The sequence below is a fragment of the Citrobacter sp. CK202 genome (assembly GCF_030333225.1).
GTDB lineage: Bacteria > Pseudomonadota > Gammaproteobacteria > Enterobacterales > Enterobacteriaceae > Citrobacter_B > Citrobacter_B koseri.
The window spans coordinates 1-17,244 of the sequence record NZ_JAOWGI010000019.1 but is presented as its reverse complement, the minus strand read 5'-3'; the positions used below and the strand labels follow the sequence as shown (position 1 = coordinate 17,244).

Genomic DNA, 17,244 nt, shown 5'->3' with positions numbered 1-17,244 from the left:
TTCAACCCGCCGTACAGAGTCGAAGTTATGAGTTACTTTTTCGTCACGACGCTACAGGTCTTTTTCTGCATTGCGCTTCTTTCCGGTGTTCTCTGGAGTCGAAACGATCCTCCCTCTTTACGTCCACTGACCTGGACGCTGCTGACCGGGCTGATTGCCGGCGTGCTGGCGGGACTGTTTATTCACGGCAGCCAACCGGTACAACTGCTGCTGGTTGGGGCGGAGGTCATGGTATCGCTGCTGTTTGTCCTCAGTTTCTGGTGGGCTTCAACGCGTATTCGCTATCTGTGGCAGGGGATTCTGATTTTCGGCGCTGCCCGCCATTGGGCGCTGGACCCTAATCTGGGCGGGCTGACCAGTACGCATGTGCTGAATACTGACCTGTTGTTAAACCTGACGGCCGTCGTTCTCGCTTTTGCGATCCTCTGTCTGGCGGGCGTACTCTGCGCGATGCTGCTGCGGCGTATTCGTGGCCTGTACTGGCCGTTAACGCTGATTTTACTGGTGATGATCTGGCTGCCGCTGAGCGGCAACCTGCTGTTGTTGCTGATGAAATTACAGGTTGTTCCGCTGGGAAAATCACTGCTGAGCTTCGTGGCGAAAGTCACAAATAACACGGCGCTGTATAACTGGGCGGGAGCCGCGCTGCTGCTGGCCCTGGCGCTGTGCTGGCTTCCGGCGCTGTTGCGGGCTTTTCGACAGACGCGGGAAACCGAAGAACCGATCGCTCACCGTCTGGCGCTGGCGCAGCGTCGCAACGCTTTGCGGCTGTGGCTGGTCACAATCGGTTGCGCGGTGGTCGTTATCGCAGGCCAGCTGTGGTGGGATAAAGTGGCCTCGCAGCCGCCGCAACTCTCTGAAGCCGTGCCCGTAACGCTGGGGAGCGATGGCATGGTGCGCCTGCCGGTCGAACAGCTTCGTGACGGTAAACTGCATCGTTTCGTCTGGGTGGCGGACGATGGCAAAGCGGTGCGCTTCTTCGTGATTAACCGCTATCCCGACAAGCTGCGTTTTGGCGTGGTGTTCGACGCCTGCCTGCTGTGCGGCGATCAGGGTTATGTCATGGAGGGCAATCAGGTTATCTGCGTCGCCTGCGGAGTGCATATTTTTATTCCATCTATCGGCAAGGCCGGTGGCTGTAACCCGGTGCCGATTGAAAACTGGCACAATGATGAAAAAGAGCTGGTGATCCCCGGTAAAGAACTGGCGACAGGGGTGAACTACTTCTCGACGGTCATGACCATTAAAGTGACCGATCCGGTCGATGGTTCAACGTTGACCAATACCTCAGCCGATTACAAATACAGCTATGGCGGCAAGACCTGGTTCTTCTCGTCAGAGGCTAACTATGAACGCTTCCGTGAAACGCCGGAGCAGTTTGTTCCTGCCGACATGAGGGAGGAATAATCATGCTGTGGCGGATGTTACGACAATCCTGGGGGCGCAATTTACGCCGCAAAGTGCTGGCGATAATCACCGTTTTTCTGGCCTCCAGCCTGATCTCGGCGCTGCTGGCGGTGTCCATTGATATCGGCGACAAAATGTCCAGAGAGCTGAAGTCTTATGGTGCGAACATTTTGATTGAACCCGCCGGACAGGCTGCGCTGCCCGCGCTGTTTAGTGAGAGCAGTAATCCGCTTTCCGGTCAGGATTTTCTTGATGAAGCCGAGCTGCCGAACATCAAAGATATCTTCTGGCGAAACAACATTGTCGGGTTTGCGCCGATGCTCGGCGGCGAAGCCAGCGTGGAGGGAGAACCGGTGCGGATTCTGGGCACCTTCTTCAGTCAGCCAGTGGATATTCCTGATGAAGAGGGATATGAGACGGGGCAGAAAACGGTCAGCCCTTACTGGCAGGTGACCGGCGACTGGCCGCAGGAACCGGTAGGCACAGAGCCGCAGACCTTAGTCGGGCACGCGCTGGCGCGGCAAATGGGCTGGAAACCCGGTGATAAGCTGACATTACGTACCGAAGGCGAAGCGGCGCAGGTCACCGTCAGCGGTATCCTCTCCAGCGGCGGCGATGAAGATAACCAACTGGTGATGCCGCTAAGCACGGTACAGCACCTGCTGGGGCTACCCGGAAAAGTGCAGGCGATTCGCGTCTCGGCGCTGACGGTGCCGGAAAACGAACTGTCCCGCCGCGCGCGGGAAAACCTGGACGCGCTCAATGCCGAAGAGTACGACCTCTGGTATTGCACGGCCTATGTGTCGTCGATCGCGCATCAGCTGGAAGAGGCGATTTCCGGCGCGGAAGTGCGCCCGGTATGGCAGGTCGCGGCGTCTGAAGGGGTGGTGATTGATAAAATTCAGCTGCTGATGGCGGTCGTTACCGTCGCGGCGCTGGCGGCTTCCGCAATGGGGATCGCCTCGCTGATGACCAGCACCATTATGGAACGCGCCAAAGAGATCGGTTTGATGAAGGCGCTGGGTGCGCGACAGTGGCAAATCATGCTGCTGTTCTACCTGGAAGCGGCGTCCAGCGGGCTGGCGGGCGGCGCGCTGGGATGTATTGCCGGGTGGGGGCTGGCGAAAGCGATTGGCGTCATGCTCTTCGACGCGCCGCTTAATTTTGCCTGGATTGTGGTGCCGTGCGTACTGGTGATTGCGGTACTGATTGCGTTGATCGGCACCTGGTTCCCGGCCCGGCGGATCGCCCGACTGTATCCTGTGGAGGTGCTGTATGGCCGCTAAACGTACCATGCTCTGGCTGCTGGTGTGGCGGGCGCTGCGTCTGCGTTTTCAGCGGGTCAGCGTGGTGTTTGCCGCGCTGATGGTGGGGGCGACCATCGTGACGGCGCTTTCTGCCGTCTGGTTCGACATTAACACCAAAATGAGCGAAGAACTGCGCACCTTCGGCGCGAATTTTTACATCGGGCCGGGGCACGGTTCCAGTATGCCGCAGCAGGAGTTGCAGAGCATTCTCGATCAGGCGCCGCAGGGGCTGGTGCATGGCGCCAGTCCGTGGTTGTACGGCATGGCGCGCACCGAGCTGGAAAAAGTGGTGATGGTTGGCGTGTGGTTCGAGTCGCTGCAAAAACTGGTGCCGTACTGGCAGGTCACCGGTAGCTGGATTGGCGTCAGTTTTGACGACCGTAACGCGATGATCGGCGTCAAACTGGCGGAACGCCTCAACGTGCAGCCGGGCGACAGCATCACGCTGGTGGATCACAATCAGCGTAAGAATTTGCAGATTAAAGGCATTGTGGAGTCTGGCGATGCGACGGACAACATGCTGATCGTCAGCCTCGATGTGGCGCAGGCCTGGCTGCATCAGCCGGGCAAAATCAGCCACGGCTTGCTGAGCGTCAGTAACGATGTCGGCCAGGTGGAGAACTATGCCAGCCGGTTGCAGGCGCAGTATCCTGACCTGGAGATTCGTCCGGTGCGTAAGGTCTCTGCTTCCGAAGGGCAGGTGCTGGATAAAATTAAAGGTTTGATGGGGCTGGTCTCGATCGTGATTCTGGCGCTCTCTTCGCTGTGCGTGAATACCACGCTGATGGCGATTGTCGGCGAGCGGGCGCGCGAGTTTGCGCTGCAAAAAGCGCTTGGTTCCAGCAACGGCGATATTGTGCGGCAAATTCTGCTGGAAACCAGCATCATCGCGCTGGCGGCGGTGGCGTGCGGCTGGGTACTGGGATATTTGCTGGCGCAACTGTTGGGATTAACGGTGTTTAATGCCGCCATTTCGCTGCGTCTGCCGGTGTTGCCCATTACTCTGGTGTTGTCTTTACTGGTCGCCATTCTGGCGGCGATTGTTCCGGTGCGACGCGCGGTAAGCGTCGAGCCTGCTAAAGTGCTGAAAGGAGAGTAGCGCCATGTCCGTTACGCATATCCCTCAGGTGGCGATCGAAACCCGCCACTTATACAAACGGTTCGGTGACGTTACCGCCCTGGATGACATTAATCTGCGCATTGCGCAGGGTGAATTTGTCGCCATTATGGGCGCTTCTGGTTCTGGTAAAACCACGCTGATGAATATTCTGACGTGCCTTGATACGGCGACGGAAGGGCAGGTGTTTCTTGACGGCACCGATGCCGCCGCGCTGGATGAAGAGGGGCGTCGTCGCTTTCGCGCCGAGAAAATCGGCCTGGTATTTCAGCAGTTCCATTTGATCCCGTTCTTAACTGCGCTGGAAAACATCATGCTCGCCCAGCATTACCACAGCGTGGTGGATGAAGCGGCGGCGAGGAAAGTGCTGGAGCAGGTAGGGCTTGGGCATCGTGTGACGCACCTGCCGAGCCAGCTTTCCGGTGGTGAGCAGCAGCGTGTGTGTATCGCCCGGGCGCTGGTCAACGAACCGCCGGTTATTTTCGCGGATGAACCGACGGGCAACCTGGATGAAGAGAATGAGCAGCGGGTGCTGGATCTGCTCACCGATCTGCATCGTCAGGGGCGCACGATTGTGATGGTGACGCACAACCCTGCGCTTGGGCAGTTTGCCGACCGTATTCTGCGGCTGCAACACGGTAAATATCTGGGGGAGGAGGCCAATCAACATGCGCTGGCATAATGTGCTGTTACTCGCGGCGGCGATCCTGATAAGCGGGTGTAAAGAAGAAAAGCTGGCGGTCGGGGCACCGGCCCCGGCGCTGGCGGCGTTTGATCTGCAAGGCCAGGAGTCAGGCCTTGAACGCTGGCAAGGAAAGGCGGTGTACCTGAATTTTTGGTCTGCGGGATGCGGGGGGTGTCTGGCGGAAATGGACACGCTGGAAGCGCTGAGCAAAAAATGGGGCGATAAAGTGGTGGTTGTGGCGGTCAATACCGATCCTGAAACGGTCAGGATTAACGATCTGCTGGCAAAGCATCAGATAACCTATCCGGTGGTGCGCGATCAGCTCAACATTACCCAGGAACGTTATCAGGTGATCGGCACGCCGACCTCCGTACTGATTGACCCCGAAGGACGCGTCCTGGAGCTACACCAGGGTATGCGTAAGCCGCCTGAGTTAGAGGCCACGTTTGCGCGCCTAGCGGCGCGATGAACGACGCGTACGGAGAGATACCCAATGGCATTTATCTGGAACGACGAAAGCCTTGCGATTCTGCGGGAAAACGCGGGCATCCTCACGACAGAGCAGATAGCGCAACTGCTTCACACTAATATTACCGCCGTGCGGAATATGGCCTATCGGCTGAAACTGAGCCTTCGGGTGACGGCGTATAATCACCGACGCATAGCGCAGGTTCAGGCGCTTTATGCCTCTGAGACGTTGAGTCTCAAAGAGATCGCGGCGAAAACGGGGCTGACGGCCAGTACCGTGCAATATATCGTATACGTGAAATCAAAAAATAAGCCCTACGCCACCACGGAATATGTCTCTTTTGAAACGGAGAACGCCGTTCATTACCGCGTGCAAAAAGAATTTGTCGATACGGAGCGTTCCCTGCTGGACAACATCTCTGATAACACGCGATTTCGTGAACTGTATCTGACGGACGGCACTTTTTATTGCGCCCGCAATATTAAGTATGAGGTTTTTATCTCGGAATAACCGGAACATGCTGACCTGCCGGTTATCTTCTGGAATCTCCCGTTTTGCGAAACCGTTCCCGGAAAAATGTCATATTTCTGTCACACTCTATGAGGATTGATAACAACGAGAGGTTGTAGGGATGAAAAAATCGATACTCGTCGCCGCTGTGGCAGGGGCTGTTTTATTGTCGTCCGCCGCGCAAGCGCAGACAACGCCGGAAGGTTATCAACTGCAACAAGTGTTGATGATGAGCCGACACAACTTGCGCGCGCCGTTGGCCAATAATGGCAGCGTGCTGGAGCAGTCCACGCCGAATCAGTGGCCGGAGTGGGATGTGCCCGGCGGGCAGCTCACCACGAAAGGTGGTGTGCTGGAAATTTATATGGGCCACTACATGCGAGAATGGCTGGCGGAGCAGGGGATGGTCACGTCAGGCGAATGCCCGACGCCGGACACGGTATATACCTATGCCAACAGTCTGCAACGTACCGTCGCGACGGCACAATTCTTTATCACCGGCGCTTTCCCTGGGTGCGACATTCCGGTACATCATCAGGAAAAAATGGGCACGATGGACCCAACGTTTAATCCGGTGATCACCGATGACTCTGCGGCGTTTAGCCAGAAAGCGGTGCAGGCGATGGAAAAAGAGCGCAGCCAGATGCAGCTTGACGACAGCTATCAACTGCTGGCGCAGATGACGGACTACAAAGATTCACCGTCCTGCAAAGAAAAACAGCAGTGTTCGCTGACCGAAGCCAAAGACGCCTTTAGCGCGAAGTATCAGGAGGAGCCTGGCGTTTCGGGGCCGCTGAAAGTCGGCAACTCGCTGGTGGATGCGTTTACGCTGCAATACTACGAAGGCTTCCCGATGGATCAGGTCGCCTGGGGCGAGATTAAATCCGATCAGCAGTGGAAAGTCCTGTCAAAGCTGAAGAACGGGTATCAGGACAGCCTGTTTACCTCGGGTGAAGTGGCGCGCAACGTCGCCAAACCGCTGGTCAAATATATTGATAAAGCGCTGGTGACTGACCGTAGCAGCGCGCCGAAAATTACCGTTCTGGTGGGGCATGACTCGAATATTGCTTCGCTGCTGACGGCGCTGGATTTCAAACCTTACCAGTTGCACGATCAGTACGAACGCACCCCGATTGGCGGCAAGATTGTGTTCCAGCGCTGGCATGACAGCAAAGGCAATCGCGACCTGATGAAAATCGAATATGTGTATCAGAGCTCGCAGCAGTTGCGTAACGCGGACGTCCTGACGCTGAAATCACCGGCGCAGCGCGTCACGCTGGAACTGGCAGGATGCCCGATAGACGCAAACGGCTTCTGTCCTCTTGATAAGTTCGATAACGTGTTGAACAGCGCGGCAAAATAGCAGAGGTTCTCCCCCGCGCAGGCGGGGGAGAAAAGGTCAGACATTTTTACGTTCGATGGTTTGTTCGCCCCAAAATAGCGAATCTTTATCCGTCTTCTCAAAGGCTTTAAGCAACACTTCGTCGCTGCCTTCCTCCCAAATTTTTTCAGCCAGTTTCTCGTCATACTTCGCGACTTCAAAAATGGCTTCGGCTATTTCTGGTGATGTATTACGCAGACTTGCCCATTCGCCGACGTGATGAGCCTTCGCTTCTTGAGTTGGCATTCGAATCCTCCTGTTGAAGATTAGCCGTTGAGTTTTACTGCCAGACCTGCAACATATTCACCCTGATAGCGAGCGATAGAAAGTTCTTCCTGGCTTGGCTGGCGTGAACCATCGCCCCCGGCAATTGTGGTGGCGCCGTATGGCGTACCGCCGCGAACCTGCGAGACGTCAAACAGTTCCTGCGCGGCGTAACCGATAGGGACAATCACCATGCCGTGGTGAGCCAGCGTGGTCCAGGTTGAGGTAATGGTTTGTTCCTGACCGCCGCCGGTGCCTGTCGAGCTGAATACGCTGGCGAGTTTTCCATACAACGCGCCGGATGCCCACAAACCGCCCGTCTGGTCCAGGAAGGTGCGCATCTGGCCTGACATATTGCCAAAGCGCGTCGGCGTACCAAAAATGATGGCGTCGTAATCAGGCAGTTCCTGCGGGGTTGCGACTGGTGCGTTTTGTGTTTTACCTCCGGCCTTTGCGAAGATTTCAGGCTGCATCGTTTCCGGTACGCGTTTGATAATGACTTCTGCGCCGTCCACTTTGTTTGCCCCTTCCGCCACCGCATGCGCCATAGTTTCGATGTGTCCGTACATGGAATAATAAAGCACCAGAATTTTTGCCATTTTGCACTACTCCTCGAGTTAACCGTGTCCGTAGCGATTCGCTACCTCTATTTAAAGATATGACGTCCTGGAGAGAGTGCAAATATCACAACCATTTCTTTGATTTATAACAAAATTTATCAACGTCGTTTTTGTTGCAAAATGATACATTTTTCGCCGTTCGGATTTCTTTAACCATAAGAGAGGCTTATTGATTTCCTGGGGGGATTATTCCTGTCCCCCTGACGAACCTGTTGCAGAATATTACGATTTACTGGTCAGCCGGGGTAACTTCGCTAAGCTTAGTTCCGCGTGGCAATAATTGTGGCGTCTGCCATATGCCGCGTGAGGAGATCTTCCTCAACACCGATGCAATATGATGTCTAATCTATGACGGAGGTCAGTAATGGCAAACCATCGGGGCGGTTCCGGTAATTTTGCGGAAGACCGCGAAAGAGCATCAGAAGCAGGTCGTAAAGGTGGCCAGCACAGCGGGGGCAACTTTAAGAATGACCCGCAGCGTGCATCAGAAGCAGGCAAAAAAGGGGGCAAAAGCAGTCACGGTAACCGTAACAGCTAGCCTGTAAGTTAACGCCATAATGTTTAGCGCATGCCGCTGGTAAACGTTATGATGCCACCGCCGCCGGTTCCTCCGGCGGTTTTTTTGTCCGTAAGATTGAAGTGTCGCCGCAGGCGACGCAAACTAAGCGTCCTGACGTTCAAAAAGAAAAAAGCGCCGTTGCCACGGTATCCTGGCGGCAATAAAACAAGGAGAGGGCGCATGGTTCAACGCGCAGAGAAAAAAACAGGTAAACGTTCACAGGCCGTCAGCGCCAAGCGCCAGGCGATTTTAACCGCTGCATTAAACACGTTTTCCCAGTACGGTATTCATGGTTCACGTCTGGAGCAGGTGGCTGAACTGGCGGGAGTGTCCAAAACCAACTTGCTCTATTATTACCCGTCGAAAGAGGCGCTTTATGTCGCCGTACTGCGACAAATCCTTGATATCTGGCTGGCGCCGTTAAAGGCCTTTCGTGAAGATTTCGCGCCGCTGGTGGCGATCAAAGAGTACATCCGTCTTAAACTGGAGGTCTCCCGTGATTATCCGCAGGCTTCCCGGCTTTTTTGCATGGAGATGCTGGCGGGCGCGCCGTTGCTGATGGAAGAACTGACCGGGGATTTGAAGGCGCTGATTGACGAAAAATCGGCATTGATTGCCGGATGGGTAAACAGTGGAAAACTGGCGCCCGTCGATCCGCATCACCTGATCTTTATGATTTGGGCTTCAACGCAGCATTACGCCGATTTTGCGCCTCAGGTCGAAGCGGTAACGGGCGCAACGCTGCGTGATGAAGCCTTTTTCAATCAAACGGTCGAAAGCGTACAGCGGATGATTATTGAAGGCATTCGCGTACGTTAACCGGCTGGCGGCAACGGACAGCTCAAATCGCCTTCCTCACATTGCAGCAGCGAAGCTAAAAACGCTTCGCGTTCGTCCGTTTTGTCCGTCATGCACTGGCTGGCGATCATCGGCTGTATACTGCCGCCTTCCGTGCCGGAACTGACCAGCGCGCAGTCGGCGTCCCGCAGGGCAATCCAGGCGATTTGCGCTTTTTTCAGCAAGTCACGCTGCGGCGGTTCGGCGCGTTTTAGCGCATTCTGGTACGTTTCATTGAGTTTTTTATCGGCAGTTTGAAATTGCGCGGCGGCGCAGGTGTTCATCTCCATTTGCGTGCTGGCGTTGGCGCAGTCATCGGCCAGTGCCGGAGCGCTGAGTAGCAGCGCAGCGCATGTGAATATAATTCGCTTCATACTTCCCTCTGGCTCTAAAACATTGCCGGATGGCGGCTTTGCCTGATCCGGCCTACAAATGTGTTTTGTAGGCCCGGTGAGCCGTAGCGCCACCGGGCATTTTCCAAAGCCTTAATTAACCACAGCCTTAACCAATTGTCATCAGGCTGGCGTTACCACCTGCCGCAGCGGTGTTAACGCTGAGCGAGCGCTCGATATACAGACGCTCCAGCAGGATATTGGTTTCACCACGGGCAAAGCCCTGTACCGACACGATCGCGCCGTCACGGGCGGCTACCGCCTCGCACAGCGCCCGTAGCTGATCGGAATCGCCGTGGAAGATCACCGCATCGAACGGCTGCGAAGTCAGCGTGTCCGCTTTCGCAAACTGAATACGTTCACAAACCGCAGCGGGCAGGCGCTTCGCCAGTTCGCGATGGAAGGCATCGTCCGGCCACAAAATCAGACTCCCGACCGCTGTCACGGCGGCGACCTGCACCAGAGCGTCCTGCTCGTCATCAGCCAGACACAATACGCGTTCACGCGGCAGTAACGTCCAGGTATTGCGCTCACCGGTAGGGCCGGGCAGCAAACGCTGGGTTCCGGCCTGCGCCAGCTCGCTAAACTGCTGACAAAGCGTATGCAAAGCCGGGCGATCCGCCGCCCACCCGGTCAGCGCGTCAAGCGGCTGAGTCAGCGCGGCTTTAAGCTGGGCATCTACCGGGTAGTCCGCATCCTGACGGGCAAGCGTAATGCCCAGCGCGTTTTCCGGGCGATTTGCCAACAGACGGTAGAGATAGAGCGGACCGCCCGCTTTCGGCCCGGTGCCGGACAAGCCTTCGCCGCCGAATGGCTGGACGCCCACGACCGCGCCGACCATATTACGGTTGACGTACAGGTTGCCTGCGTGTGCTGAACCGGTGACCTGCGCAATGGTCTCGTCAATTCGGGTATGTACGCCCAGCGTCAGACCGTAGCCGGAGGCGTTGATCTGCGCAATCAGTTCGGGAAGGTGGTTGCGCGTGTAACGCACCACATGCAGCACCGGCCCGAAGATCTCTTTTTGCAGCTCATCAAAACTTTCCAGCTCAATCAGCGTTGGCGGAACAAAGGTGCCGCTTTGCCATTCGCGCGCATCGTCGCTGTTTTCACGTACGGCCTGGAATACCGGACGACCTTTCGTACGCATCGCCTGAATATGGCGCTCGATATTGGTTTTGGCTTCGTTATCGATAACCGGGCCAATGTCGGTGGTCAGACGGCCCGGATTGCCCATGCGGCATTCCGCCATTGCCCCGCGCAGCATTTTCAGGGTGTGGTCGGCGATATCATCCTGCAAGCACAGTATGCGCAGCGCCGAGCAGCGTTGCCCGGCACTGTCAAACGCAGATGCCAGCACATCCACAACCACCTGTTCGGTAAGGGCGGAGGAGTCCACGATCATGGCGTTCATCCCGCCGGTTTCCGCAATCAGCGGAATCGGGCGACCCTGCGCATCCAGACGGGTGGCGATGTTACGCTGCAATAAGCTGGCGACTTCGGTCGAGCCGGTAAACATCACGCCGCGTACGCGCTCATCGGAGGTTAACTGCGCCCCAACGGTTTCCCCCTGGCCGGGCAGCAACTGCACTACGCCCGGCGGAACACCGGCTTCCAGTAAGATGGCGATGCCCTGGGCGGCAATCAGCGGCGTTTGTTCCGCCGGTTTCGCCAGGACGCTGTTGCCCGCCGCCAGCGCAGCGGCAATTTGTCCGGTGAAGATGGCCAGCGGGAAGTTCCACGGGCTGATACAGACGACCGGGCCTAAAGGACGATGCGTTTCGTTATCAAAGTCATCGCGTACCTGCCCGGCGTAGTAGTGGAGGAAATCCACCGCTTCGCGTACTTCTGCAATGGCATTACTGAAGGTTTTCCCGGCTTCGCGTACCAGAATGCCAATCAGCTGCTGCATTTGGCCTTCCATTAATACCGCCGCGCGTTGCAGGATGGCGGCGCGTTCCTGCGGTGGCGTGGCAAACCAGATAGGGGCGTTGTTAACCGCGTTTTGCAGCGCTTGTTCAACGTCCGCAGCGCTGGCTTCGCGCACGTAGCCGACGATGTCTTTCGGCTCTGCCGGGTTGATCACCGGCGTCATCTCTCCGTCAGCGACCGGCTGTTCCAGCATCGGTTTGGCCTGCCATTTTTGCAGCGCATTATTCAACAGGGCGGAGGAGAGGGAAGCCAGACGGTGTTCGTTAGCCAGATCCAACCCGCCGGAGTTTTCCCGGCCTTGTCCGTAGAGGTCGCGAGGCAGCGGGATTTTCGGATGCGGCAAGCCGGTTTGCCCTTCTTGCTGCGCCAGTTTTTCCACGGCCTCCACCGGGTCGGCGACCAGTTCATCCAGCGGCAGCGTGGCGTCGGCAATACGGTTAACGAAGGAGGTGTTAGCGCCGTTTTCCAGCAGGCGGCGCACCAGATACGCCAGCAGCGTTTCATGCGTGCCGACTGGGGCATAAATACGACACGGACGGTTGAGTTTGCCATCCGCCACTTTACCGGTTACCTGCTCGTACAGCGGTTCGCCCATGCCGTGCAGACACTGGAATTCATACTGGCCCGGATAGTAGTTCTGCCCCGCCAGTTGATAAATCGCCGCCAGAGTATGGGCGTTATGGGTCGCAAACTGCGGGTAAATCAGATTCGGTACGGCGAGCAGTTTTTTCGCGCAGGCCAGATAAGAAACGTCGGTATAGACCTTGCGGGTGTAAACCGGGTATCCCTCCAGTCCGTCCATTTGGGCGCGTTTGATTTCACTGTCCCAGTACGCGCCTTTCACCAGGCGGATCATCAGGCGACGACGGCTGCGCGTGGCGAGATCAATCAGATAATCAATCACAAACGGGCAGCGTTTCTGATAGGCCTGAATCACGAAACCGATGCCGTTCCAGCCAGCCAGTTCCGGCTCAAAACAAAGTTTTTCCAGCAGGTCGAGGGAGATTTCCAGACGGTCAGCTTCTTCGGCGTCGATGTTGATGCCGATATCATACTGACGCGCCAGCAGCGTCAGGGATTTCAGGCGCGGATACAGCTCCTCCATCACGCGGTCATACTGCGCGCGGCTGTAGCGCGGGTGCAGGGCGGAAAGCTTGATGGAGATCCCCGGCCCTTCATAAATTCCGCGTCCGTTAGACGCTTTGCCAATGGCGTGAATAGCCTGCTGATACGAAACCATATAAGCCTGCGCATCGGCGGCGGTCAGCGCCGCTTCGCCTAACATATCGTAGGAGTAGCGAAAGCCCTTGTCTTCCAGCTTACGCGCATTTGCCAGCGCTTCGGCGATGGTTTCGCCGGTGACGAACTGCTCGCCCATCAGGCGCATTGCCATGTCCACGCCTTTGCGGATCAGCGGCTCGCCGCTCTTACCGATAATCCGGTTCAGCGAGCGAGAGAGACTGGCTTCGTTATGGGTAGAGACCAGCTTGCCGGTAAACAACAGACCCCAGGTGGCGGCATTAACAAACAGCGACGGGCTGCGGCCAATATGCGACTGCCAGTTGCCGTTGCTGATTTTGTCGCGGATGAGCGCGTCACGCGTCGCTTTATCCGGGATACGCAGCAGCGCTTCTGCAAGGCACATCAGCGCGACGCCTTCCTGTGAGGAGAGGGAGAACTCCTGCAACAGCCCCTGCACCATCCCGGCGCGGCCGCTGGCCGTTTTCTGGTTACGCAGTTTCTCCGCCAGTTGATAGGCCAGCTTGTGGGCCTGCTCAGCCACCGGCTGCGGTAGACGCGCCTGCTCCATTAACATCGGCACCGCATCGGTTTCGGCGCGACGGTAAGCTGCGGTAATCGCGGCGCGGGAGACCGACTGAGGCAAGATCTGCTCGGCAAACTCAAGGAAAGGCTGGTGGTTTTCTTCCTGCTGTGCGGTTGACTCATCGCCTTCATTGGCGGCGCCAGCCAGCAGGGCGGGCAACTCCGGTAACGCCTCGTCGCTTTCCAGTTTTTCCAGATAATTAAAGATTGCCTGTTTGATCAGCCAGTGTGGGGTGCGATCAATTCGTGTTGCTGCTGTTTTAATACGTTCGCGCGTCGCGTCGTCCAGCTTAACCCCCATCGTGGTGGTTCCCATGCCGTCTACTCCTGTTGTTCTGATATGTGCTGCTGATAGTTATCGAGAAATATCCACCATGTTGCAACTTTGTGCAACCTCGTTAAATGTGACCTGCCTTGCAAGCTTAAAAATGAATGAAATGTTAAAAGAAGAGACGCTTCTGGATGGGATAAAAACAATAACCAAATCTTTTTCTCTGCGGCAGTTAACACTTTTGAAAGGTGCAACCTTAAAAAATGTGAGAGAGTGCAACCTGGAGAAAAATAGTATCCCACCCGAATAAAATTTGATGTAAATGATGTGTTAAATCGATTGTGAATGACCACCGCTTCCGGCAGGATACGGTCGCCCTGGTAAACATAAACACCATTGCCACGTTCCGGCAGGGTATAAAACGGCAGCTCTTATTATTGCCGGCACATAAAATCTGGAGACTTTTGATGGCTATTAGCACACCGATGTTGGTGACGTTTTGTGTCTATATCTTTGGCATGATATTGATAGGGTTTATTGCATGGCGTTCGACCAAAAACTTTGATGACTATATTCTCGGCGGCCGCAGCCTTGGGCCGTTTGTGACGGCATTATCCGCTGGCGCATCTGATATGAGCGGCTGGCTGCTGATGGGTCTGCCGGGGGCGATTTTCCTGTCGGGGATTTCTGAAAGCTGGATCGCGATTGGTCTGACGTTAGGGGCATGGATTAACTGGAAACTGGTGGCTGGACGTTTACGCGTCCACACTGAATTCAATGATAACGCCCTGACTCTGCCGGATTATTTTACCGGGCGTTTTGAAGATAAAAGTCGCGTTCTGCGCATTATCTCTGCCCTGGTTATCCTGCTGTTTTTCACCATTTATTGCGCATCGGGGATTGTGGCAGGGGCGCGTCTGTTTGAAAGCACCTTTGGCATGAGCTATGAAACTGCGCTGTGGGCGGGGGCGGCAGCCACCATTATCTATACCTTTATTGGCGGCTTCCTGGCCGTGAGCTGGACAGACACCGTCCAGGCCAGCCTGATGATTTTCGCCCTGATTCTGACGCCTGTTATGGTAATCATCAGCGTCGGCGGTTTTGGTGACTCCCTGGAAGTGATTAAACAAAAGAGCATTGAGAATGTGGATATGCTCAAGGGGCTGAACTTTGTCGCCATTATCTCCCTGATGGGCTGGGGGCTGGGCTACTTTGGTCAACCGCATATTCTGGCGCGCTTTATGGCGGCGGATTCTCACCACAGCATCGTGCACGCGCGTCGCATCAGTATGAGCTGGATGATCCTGTGTCTGGCGGGGGCGGTGGCTGTCGGCTTCTTCGGTATTGCTTACTTTAACAATAACCCGGCACTGGCCGGAGCGGTGAACCAGAACTCGGAGCGCGTGTTCATTGAACTGGCGCAAATCCTGTTCAACCCGTGGATTGCCGGTATTCTGCTGTCCGCTATTCTTGCGGCGGTGATGTCGACGTTGAGCTGCCAGCTGCTGGTGTGCTCCAGCGCGATTACCGAAGATTTGTACAAAGCCTTCTTGCGTAAAGGCGCGAGCCAGAAAGAGCTGGTATGGGTAGGGCGCATTATGGTGCTGGTGGTTGCGCTGGTGTCTATCGCGCTGGCTGCTAACCCTGAAAACCGCGTGCTCGGTCTGGTGAGCTATGCGTGGGCGGGCTTCGGCGCGGCGTTTGGCCCGGTCGTGCTGTTCTCGGTGATGTGGTCGCGTATGACCCGTAATGGCGCGCTGGCCGGAATGGTTATCGGGGCGCTGACGGTTATTGTCTGGAAGCAGTTTGGCTGGCTGGATCTGTACGAAATCATCCCTGGCTTCATCTTCGGCAGCATCGGGATTGTGGTCTTTAGCCTGCTGGGTAAAGCGCCGTCGTCGGCTATGCAAGAACGTTTTGCGAAAGCGGATGCGTATTACCACTCCGCACCGCCGTCGCGTTTACAGGCAGAGTAATCTGACCGCTCCGTTTACTTTCATAGCCCGCCATGCGCGGGCTTTTTATTCAGAATTGTGGCGTGTTTCTCTGTATGTCGATGAATGAAAGTATTAATTTTTACTATGAGCGTTCAGGTGAAATAATTTTGTAATATCTCTGTAAGAGACTATTGCCAGTGCAAAGGGGAATTTTGGTTAATGCATGGTAAATATGTTGTTGCATTAATGATAAATTATGTTGTACTAATACGTAATAGCGGTAGTTCCCGGCAGTGATGACACTTTTCACTATGGAGATCGCGAATGGTAAGGTCCTGTACTGGACACGTTTTTCGCAGTAACAGCAATAACTTATGCGGATGCCTCTCCTCCGGTAGCCCTGTCGTCACCGCTAAATTCCTCTCACTTCCTCTTTTTATCCCTGTTACTGACGCCGTATTCGGTGCGCGTAGCCGTGTAGGGCGTCTTTTCAAAAAGCAAGCTATGGCTTACAAGGAAGCCAACCCTCAGATGTTCGTGCGCATAATCGTGCCGCCAACGGCGCGTGTGATGTATACCAACAACTCAAGGTGCTATCCATGGGAAGACAAAAAGCAGTGATCAAAGCTCGTCGTGAAGCAAAACGTGTGCTGAGACGGGATTCGCGTAGCCACAAACAACGTGAAGAAGAATCGGTCACCTCGCTTGTGCAGATGAGCGGCGTAGAAGCGATAGGTATGGCGCGTGATAGCCGTGACGCCACACCAATCGTAGCGCGAAATGAGGCTCAGGAGCACTACCTGAATGCTATCGAGAGTAAACAACTGATCTTCGCCACTGGCGAAGCCGGGTGTGGAAAAACCTGGATCAGTGCGGCAAAAGCAGCAGAGGCCCTGATACATAAAGATGTAGACAGGATTATTGTTACCCGTCCGGTTTTGCAGGCCGATGAAGATCTCGGCTTCTTACCAGGCGATATATCCGAGAAGTTCGCGCCTTATTTCCGGCCCGTCTATGACGTGCTGGTGAAACGCCTGGGCGCATCTTTTATGCAATACTGCCTGCGGCCTGAGATTGGTAAGGTGGAAATCGCGCCGTTCGCCTATATGCGCGGACGTACATTTGAAAATGCAGTCGTCATTCTTGACGAGGCTCAGAATGTGACTGCTGCGCAAATGAAGATGTTCTTAACGCGCCTCGGGGAGAACGTGACGGTTATCGTAAATGGCGACATTACCCAGTGCGATTTACCGGCTCATGTTCAATCAGGGTTAAGTGATGCGTTAGCTCGCTTTGAAGAAGATGAGATGATAGGTATTGTCCGTTTCCATAAAGACGACTGCGTGCGTTCGGCATTGTGCCAACGAACCCTTCATGCCTACAACTGAAGCGTCGTCAGATCTCATAGCCCGGGAAACCGGGCTTTGTTTTTTGTAGGCCGGGTAAGGCGCTTGCGCTGCCATCCGGCGATGTGCGGGAGCCCGGTGGCGCTAACGCTTACCGGTCCAGGGATGTTTTTGTAGGCCGGATAAGGCGCTTGCGCTGCCATCCGGCGATGTGCGGGAGCCCGGTGGCGCTAACGCTTACCGGTCCTGGGGTGTTCTTGTCAGCCGGATAGCATGTGCAATAGGCAAAAAAAAGCCCGTACTTTCGTACGAGCTCTTTTTCCGAATATGGCGGTGAGGGGGGGATTGACTCGCTTCGCTCGCCCTGCGGGCAGCCCGCTCTCTGC

16 protein-coding genes are annotated in these 17,244 nt (G+C 55.6%); 12 read left to right on the top strand and 4 right to left on the bottom strand.

Annotation, left to right across the window (positions count from 1 at the left end; translation table 11 throughout):
• Positions 1–27: 27 nt before the first annotated feature.
• The 7 genes from OGX84_RS03130 to agp all read left to right on the top strand — a co-directional run bounded on the left by OGX84_RS03130 (position 28) and on the right by agp (position 6,858).
• A complete protein-coding gene (locus OGX84_RS03130) occupies positions 28–1,407 on the top strand; it encodes a Fe-S-containing protein (protein ID WP_000119836.1) in 1,380 nt (459 codons plus the stop codon).
• Between the two features lie 2 nt (positions 1,408–1,409).
• Positions 1,410–2,693, top strand: coding sequence for an ABC transporter permease (locus OGX84_RS03125; RefSeq protein WP_101744369.1), 1,284 nt, complete (start codon positions 1,410–1,412; stop codon positions 2,691–2,693).
• Positions 2,683–3,813: an ABC transporter permease gene (locus tag OGX84_RS03120; RefSeq protein WP_000729219.1), complete on the top strand. Its 1,131-nt coding sequence runs from the start codon at positions 2,683–2,685 to the stop codon at positions 3,811–3,813. Before OGX84_RS03125 ends, OGX84_RS03120 begins: the two co-directional genes overlap by 11 nt.
• Before the next feature lie 4 nt (positions 3,814–3,817).
• On the top strand, positions 3,818–4,513 hold the full coding sequence (locus OGX84_RS03115) for an ABC transporter ATP-binding protein (protein WP_000117262.1): 696 nt from the start codon (positions 3,818–3,820) through the stop codon (positions 4,511–4,513).
• Positions 4,500–4,985: a TlpA family protein disulfide reductase gene (locus OGX84_RS03110; RefSeq protein ID WP_012132911.1), complete on the top strand. Its 486-nt coding sequence runs from the start codon at positions 4,500–4,502 to the stop codon at positions 4,983–4,985. Before OGX84_RS03115 ends, OGX84_RS03110 begins: the two co-directional genes overlap by 14 nt.
• Positions 4,986–5,009: 24 nt before the next feature.
• The gene (locus OGX84_RS03105) at positions 5,010–5,495 is read left to right on the top strand and encodes a hypothetical protein (RefSeq protein ID WP_000874189.1); all 486 of its coding nucleotides are present in this window, start codon (positions 5,010–5,012) and stop codon (positions 5,493–5,495) included.
• A 121-nt stretch (positions 5,496–5,616) separates the two neighbouring features.
• A complete protein-coding gene (gene agp, locus OGX84_RS03100) occupies positions 5,617–6,858 on the top strand; it encodes a bifunctional glucose-1-phosphatase/inositol phosphatase (protein ID WP_047457637.1) in 1,242 nt (413 codons plus the stop codon).
• A gap of 36 nt (positions 6,859–6,894) precedes the next feature.
• On the opposite strand, the gene OGX84_RS03095 is transcribed toward agp, so the two are convergent.
• Positions 6,895–7,122, bottom strand: a complete 228-nt coding sequence (locus tag OGX84_RS03095) for a YccJ family protein (RefSeq protein ID WP_047457633.1) — start codon at positions 7,120–7,122, stop codon at positions 6,895–6,897.
• 20 nt (positions 7,123–7,142) lie between these two features.
• Positions 7,143–7,739, bottom strand: a complete 597-nt coding sequence (gene wrbA / locus OGX84_RS03090) for an NAD(P)H:quinone oxidoreductase (protein WP_047457630.1) — start codon at positions 7,737–7,739, stop codon at positions 7,143–7,145.
• Between the two features lie 385 nt (positions 7,740–8,124).
• On the opposite strand from wrbA, the gene OGX84_RS03085 reads away from it, so the two are divergent.
• Together OGX84_RS03085 and rutR are read left to right on the top strand one after the other, a co-directional pair.
• A complete protein-coding gene (locus OGX84_RS03085) occupies positions 8,125–8,298 on the top strand; it encodes a con-10 family general stress protein (protein ID WP_012132907.1) in 174 nt (57 codons plus the stop codon).
• A 201-nt stretch (positions 8,299–8,499) separates the two neighbouring features.
• Positions 8,500–9,138 (top strand): HTH-type transcriptional regulator RutR, encoded by a 639-nt coding sequence (gene rutR / locus OGX84_RS03080; protein WP_101744370.1) that lies wholly within the window; start codon positions 8,500–8,502, stop codon positions 9,136–9,138.
• On the opposite strand, the gene OGX84_RS03075 is transcribed toward rutR, so the two are convergent.
• The gene (locus tag OGX84_RS03075) at positions 9,135–9,530 is read right to left on the bottom strand and encodes a lysozyme inhibitor LprI family protein (protein ID WP_071258246.1); all 396 of its coding nucleotides are present in this window, start codon (positions 9,528–9,530) and stop codon (positions 9,135–9,137) included. The two genes, rutR and OGX84_RS03075, sit on opposite strands and share 4 nt — an antisense overlap.
• A 127-nt stretch (positions 9,531–9,657) precedes the next feature.
• Positions 9,658–13,620 carry a trifunctional transcriptional regulator/proline dehydrogenase/L-glutamate gamma-semialdehyde dehydrogenase gene (gene putA / locus OGX84_RS03070; RefSeq protein ID WP_101744371.1) on the bottom strand — a complete coding sequence of 1,321 codons (3,963 nt, stop codon included), beginning with the start codon at positions 13,618–13,620 and terminating at the stop codon, positions 9,658–9,660.
• Between putA and OGX84_RS03065 the strand changes: the two genes are divergently transcribed.
• The 3 genes from OGX84_RS03065 to phoH all read left to right on the top strand — a co-directional run bounded on the left by OGX84_RS03065 (position 13,619) and on the right by phoH (position 16,900).
• Positions 13,619–13,885: a hypothetical protein gene (locus OGX84_RS03065; protein ID WP_123907508.1), complete on the top strand. Its 267-nt coding sequence runs from the start codon at positions 13,619–13,621 to the stop codon at positions 13,883–13,885. The genes putA and OGX84_RS03065 overlap by 2 nt on opposite strands.
• Positions 13,886–14,042: 157 nt before the next feature.
• Positions 14,043–15,551, top strand: coding sequence for a sodium/proline symporter PutP (gene putP, locus OGX84_RS03060; RefSeq protein WP_024130454.1), 1,509 nt, complete (start codon positions 14,043–14,045; stop codon positions 15,549–15,551).
• Positions 15,552–16,111: 560 nt separating this feature from the next.
• The gene (gene phoH / locus OGX84_RS03055) at positions 16,112–16,900 is read left to right on the top strand and encodes a phosphate starvation-inducible protein PhoH (protein WP_012132901.1); all 789 of its coding nucleotides are present in this window, start codon (positions 16,112–16,114) and stop codon (positions 16,898–16,900) included.
• The last annotated feature ends 344 nt before the right edge of the window (positions 16,901–17,244 follow it).

Coding starts and splice junctions, on each gene's coding strand:
- OGX84_RS03085 (WP_012132907.1), top strand. CDS start 8,125: ATGGCAAACCATCGGGGCGGTTCCGGTAATTTTGCGGAAGACCGCGAA.
- OGX84_RS03120 (WP_000729219.1), top strand. CDS start 2,683: ATGGCCGCTAAACGTACCATGCTCTGGCTGCTGGTGTGGCGGGCGCTG.
- putA (WP_101744371.1), bottom strand. CDS start 13,620: ATGGGAACCACCACGATGGGGGTTAAGCTGGACGACGCGACGCGCGAA.
- OGX84_RS03065 (WP_123907508.1), top strand. CDS start 13,619: ATGCCGTCTACTCCTGTTGTTCTGATATGTGCTGCTGATAGTTATCGA.
- agp (WP_047457637.1), top strand. CDS start 5,617: ATGAAAAAATCGATACTCGTCGCCGCTGTGGCAGGGGCTGTTTTATTG.
- OGX84_RS03095 (WP_047457633.1), bottom strand. CDS start 7,122: ATGCCAACTCAAGAAGCGAAGGCTCATCACGTCGGCGAATGGGCAAGT.
- rutR (WP_101744370.1), top strand. CDS start 8,500: ATGGTTCAACGCGCAGAGAAAAAAACAGGTAAACGTTCACAGGCCGTC.
- OGX84_RS03110 (WP_012132911.1), top strand. CDS start 4,500: ATGCGCTGGCATAATGTGCTGTTACTCGCGGCGGCGATCCTGATAAGC.
- OGX84_RS03130 (WP_000119836.1), top strand. CDS start 28: ATGAGTTACTTTTTCGTCACGACGCTACAGGTCTTTTTCTGCATTGCG.
- putP (WP_024130454.1), top strand. CDS start 14,043: ATGGCTATTAGCACACCGATGTTGGTGACGTTTTGTGTCTATATCTTT.
- phoH (WP_012132901.1), top strand. CDS start 16,112: ATGGGAAGACAAAAAGCAGTGATCAAAGCTCGTCGTGAAGCAAAACGT.
- OGX84_RS03105 (WP_000874189.1), top strand. CDS start 5,010: ATGGCATTTATCTGGAACGACGAAAGCCTTGCGATTCTGCGGGAAAAC.
- OGX84_RS03075 (WP_071258246.1), bottom strand. CDS start 9,530: ATGAAGCGAATTATATTCACATGCGCTGCGCTGCTACTCAGCGCTCCG.
- wrbA (WP_047457630.1), bottom strand. CDS start 7,739: ATGGCAAAAATTCTGGTGCTTTATTATTCCATGTACGGACACATCGAA.
- OGX84_RS03115 (WP_000117262.1), top strand. CDS start 3,818: ATGTCCGTTACGCATATCCCTCAGGTGGCGATCGAAACCCGCCACTTA.
- OGX84_RS03125 (WP_101744369.1), top strand. CDS start 1,410: ATGCTGTGGCGGATGTTACGACAATCCTGGGGGCGCAATTTACGCCGC.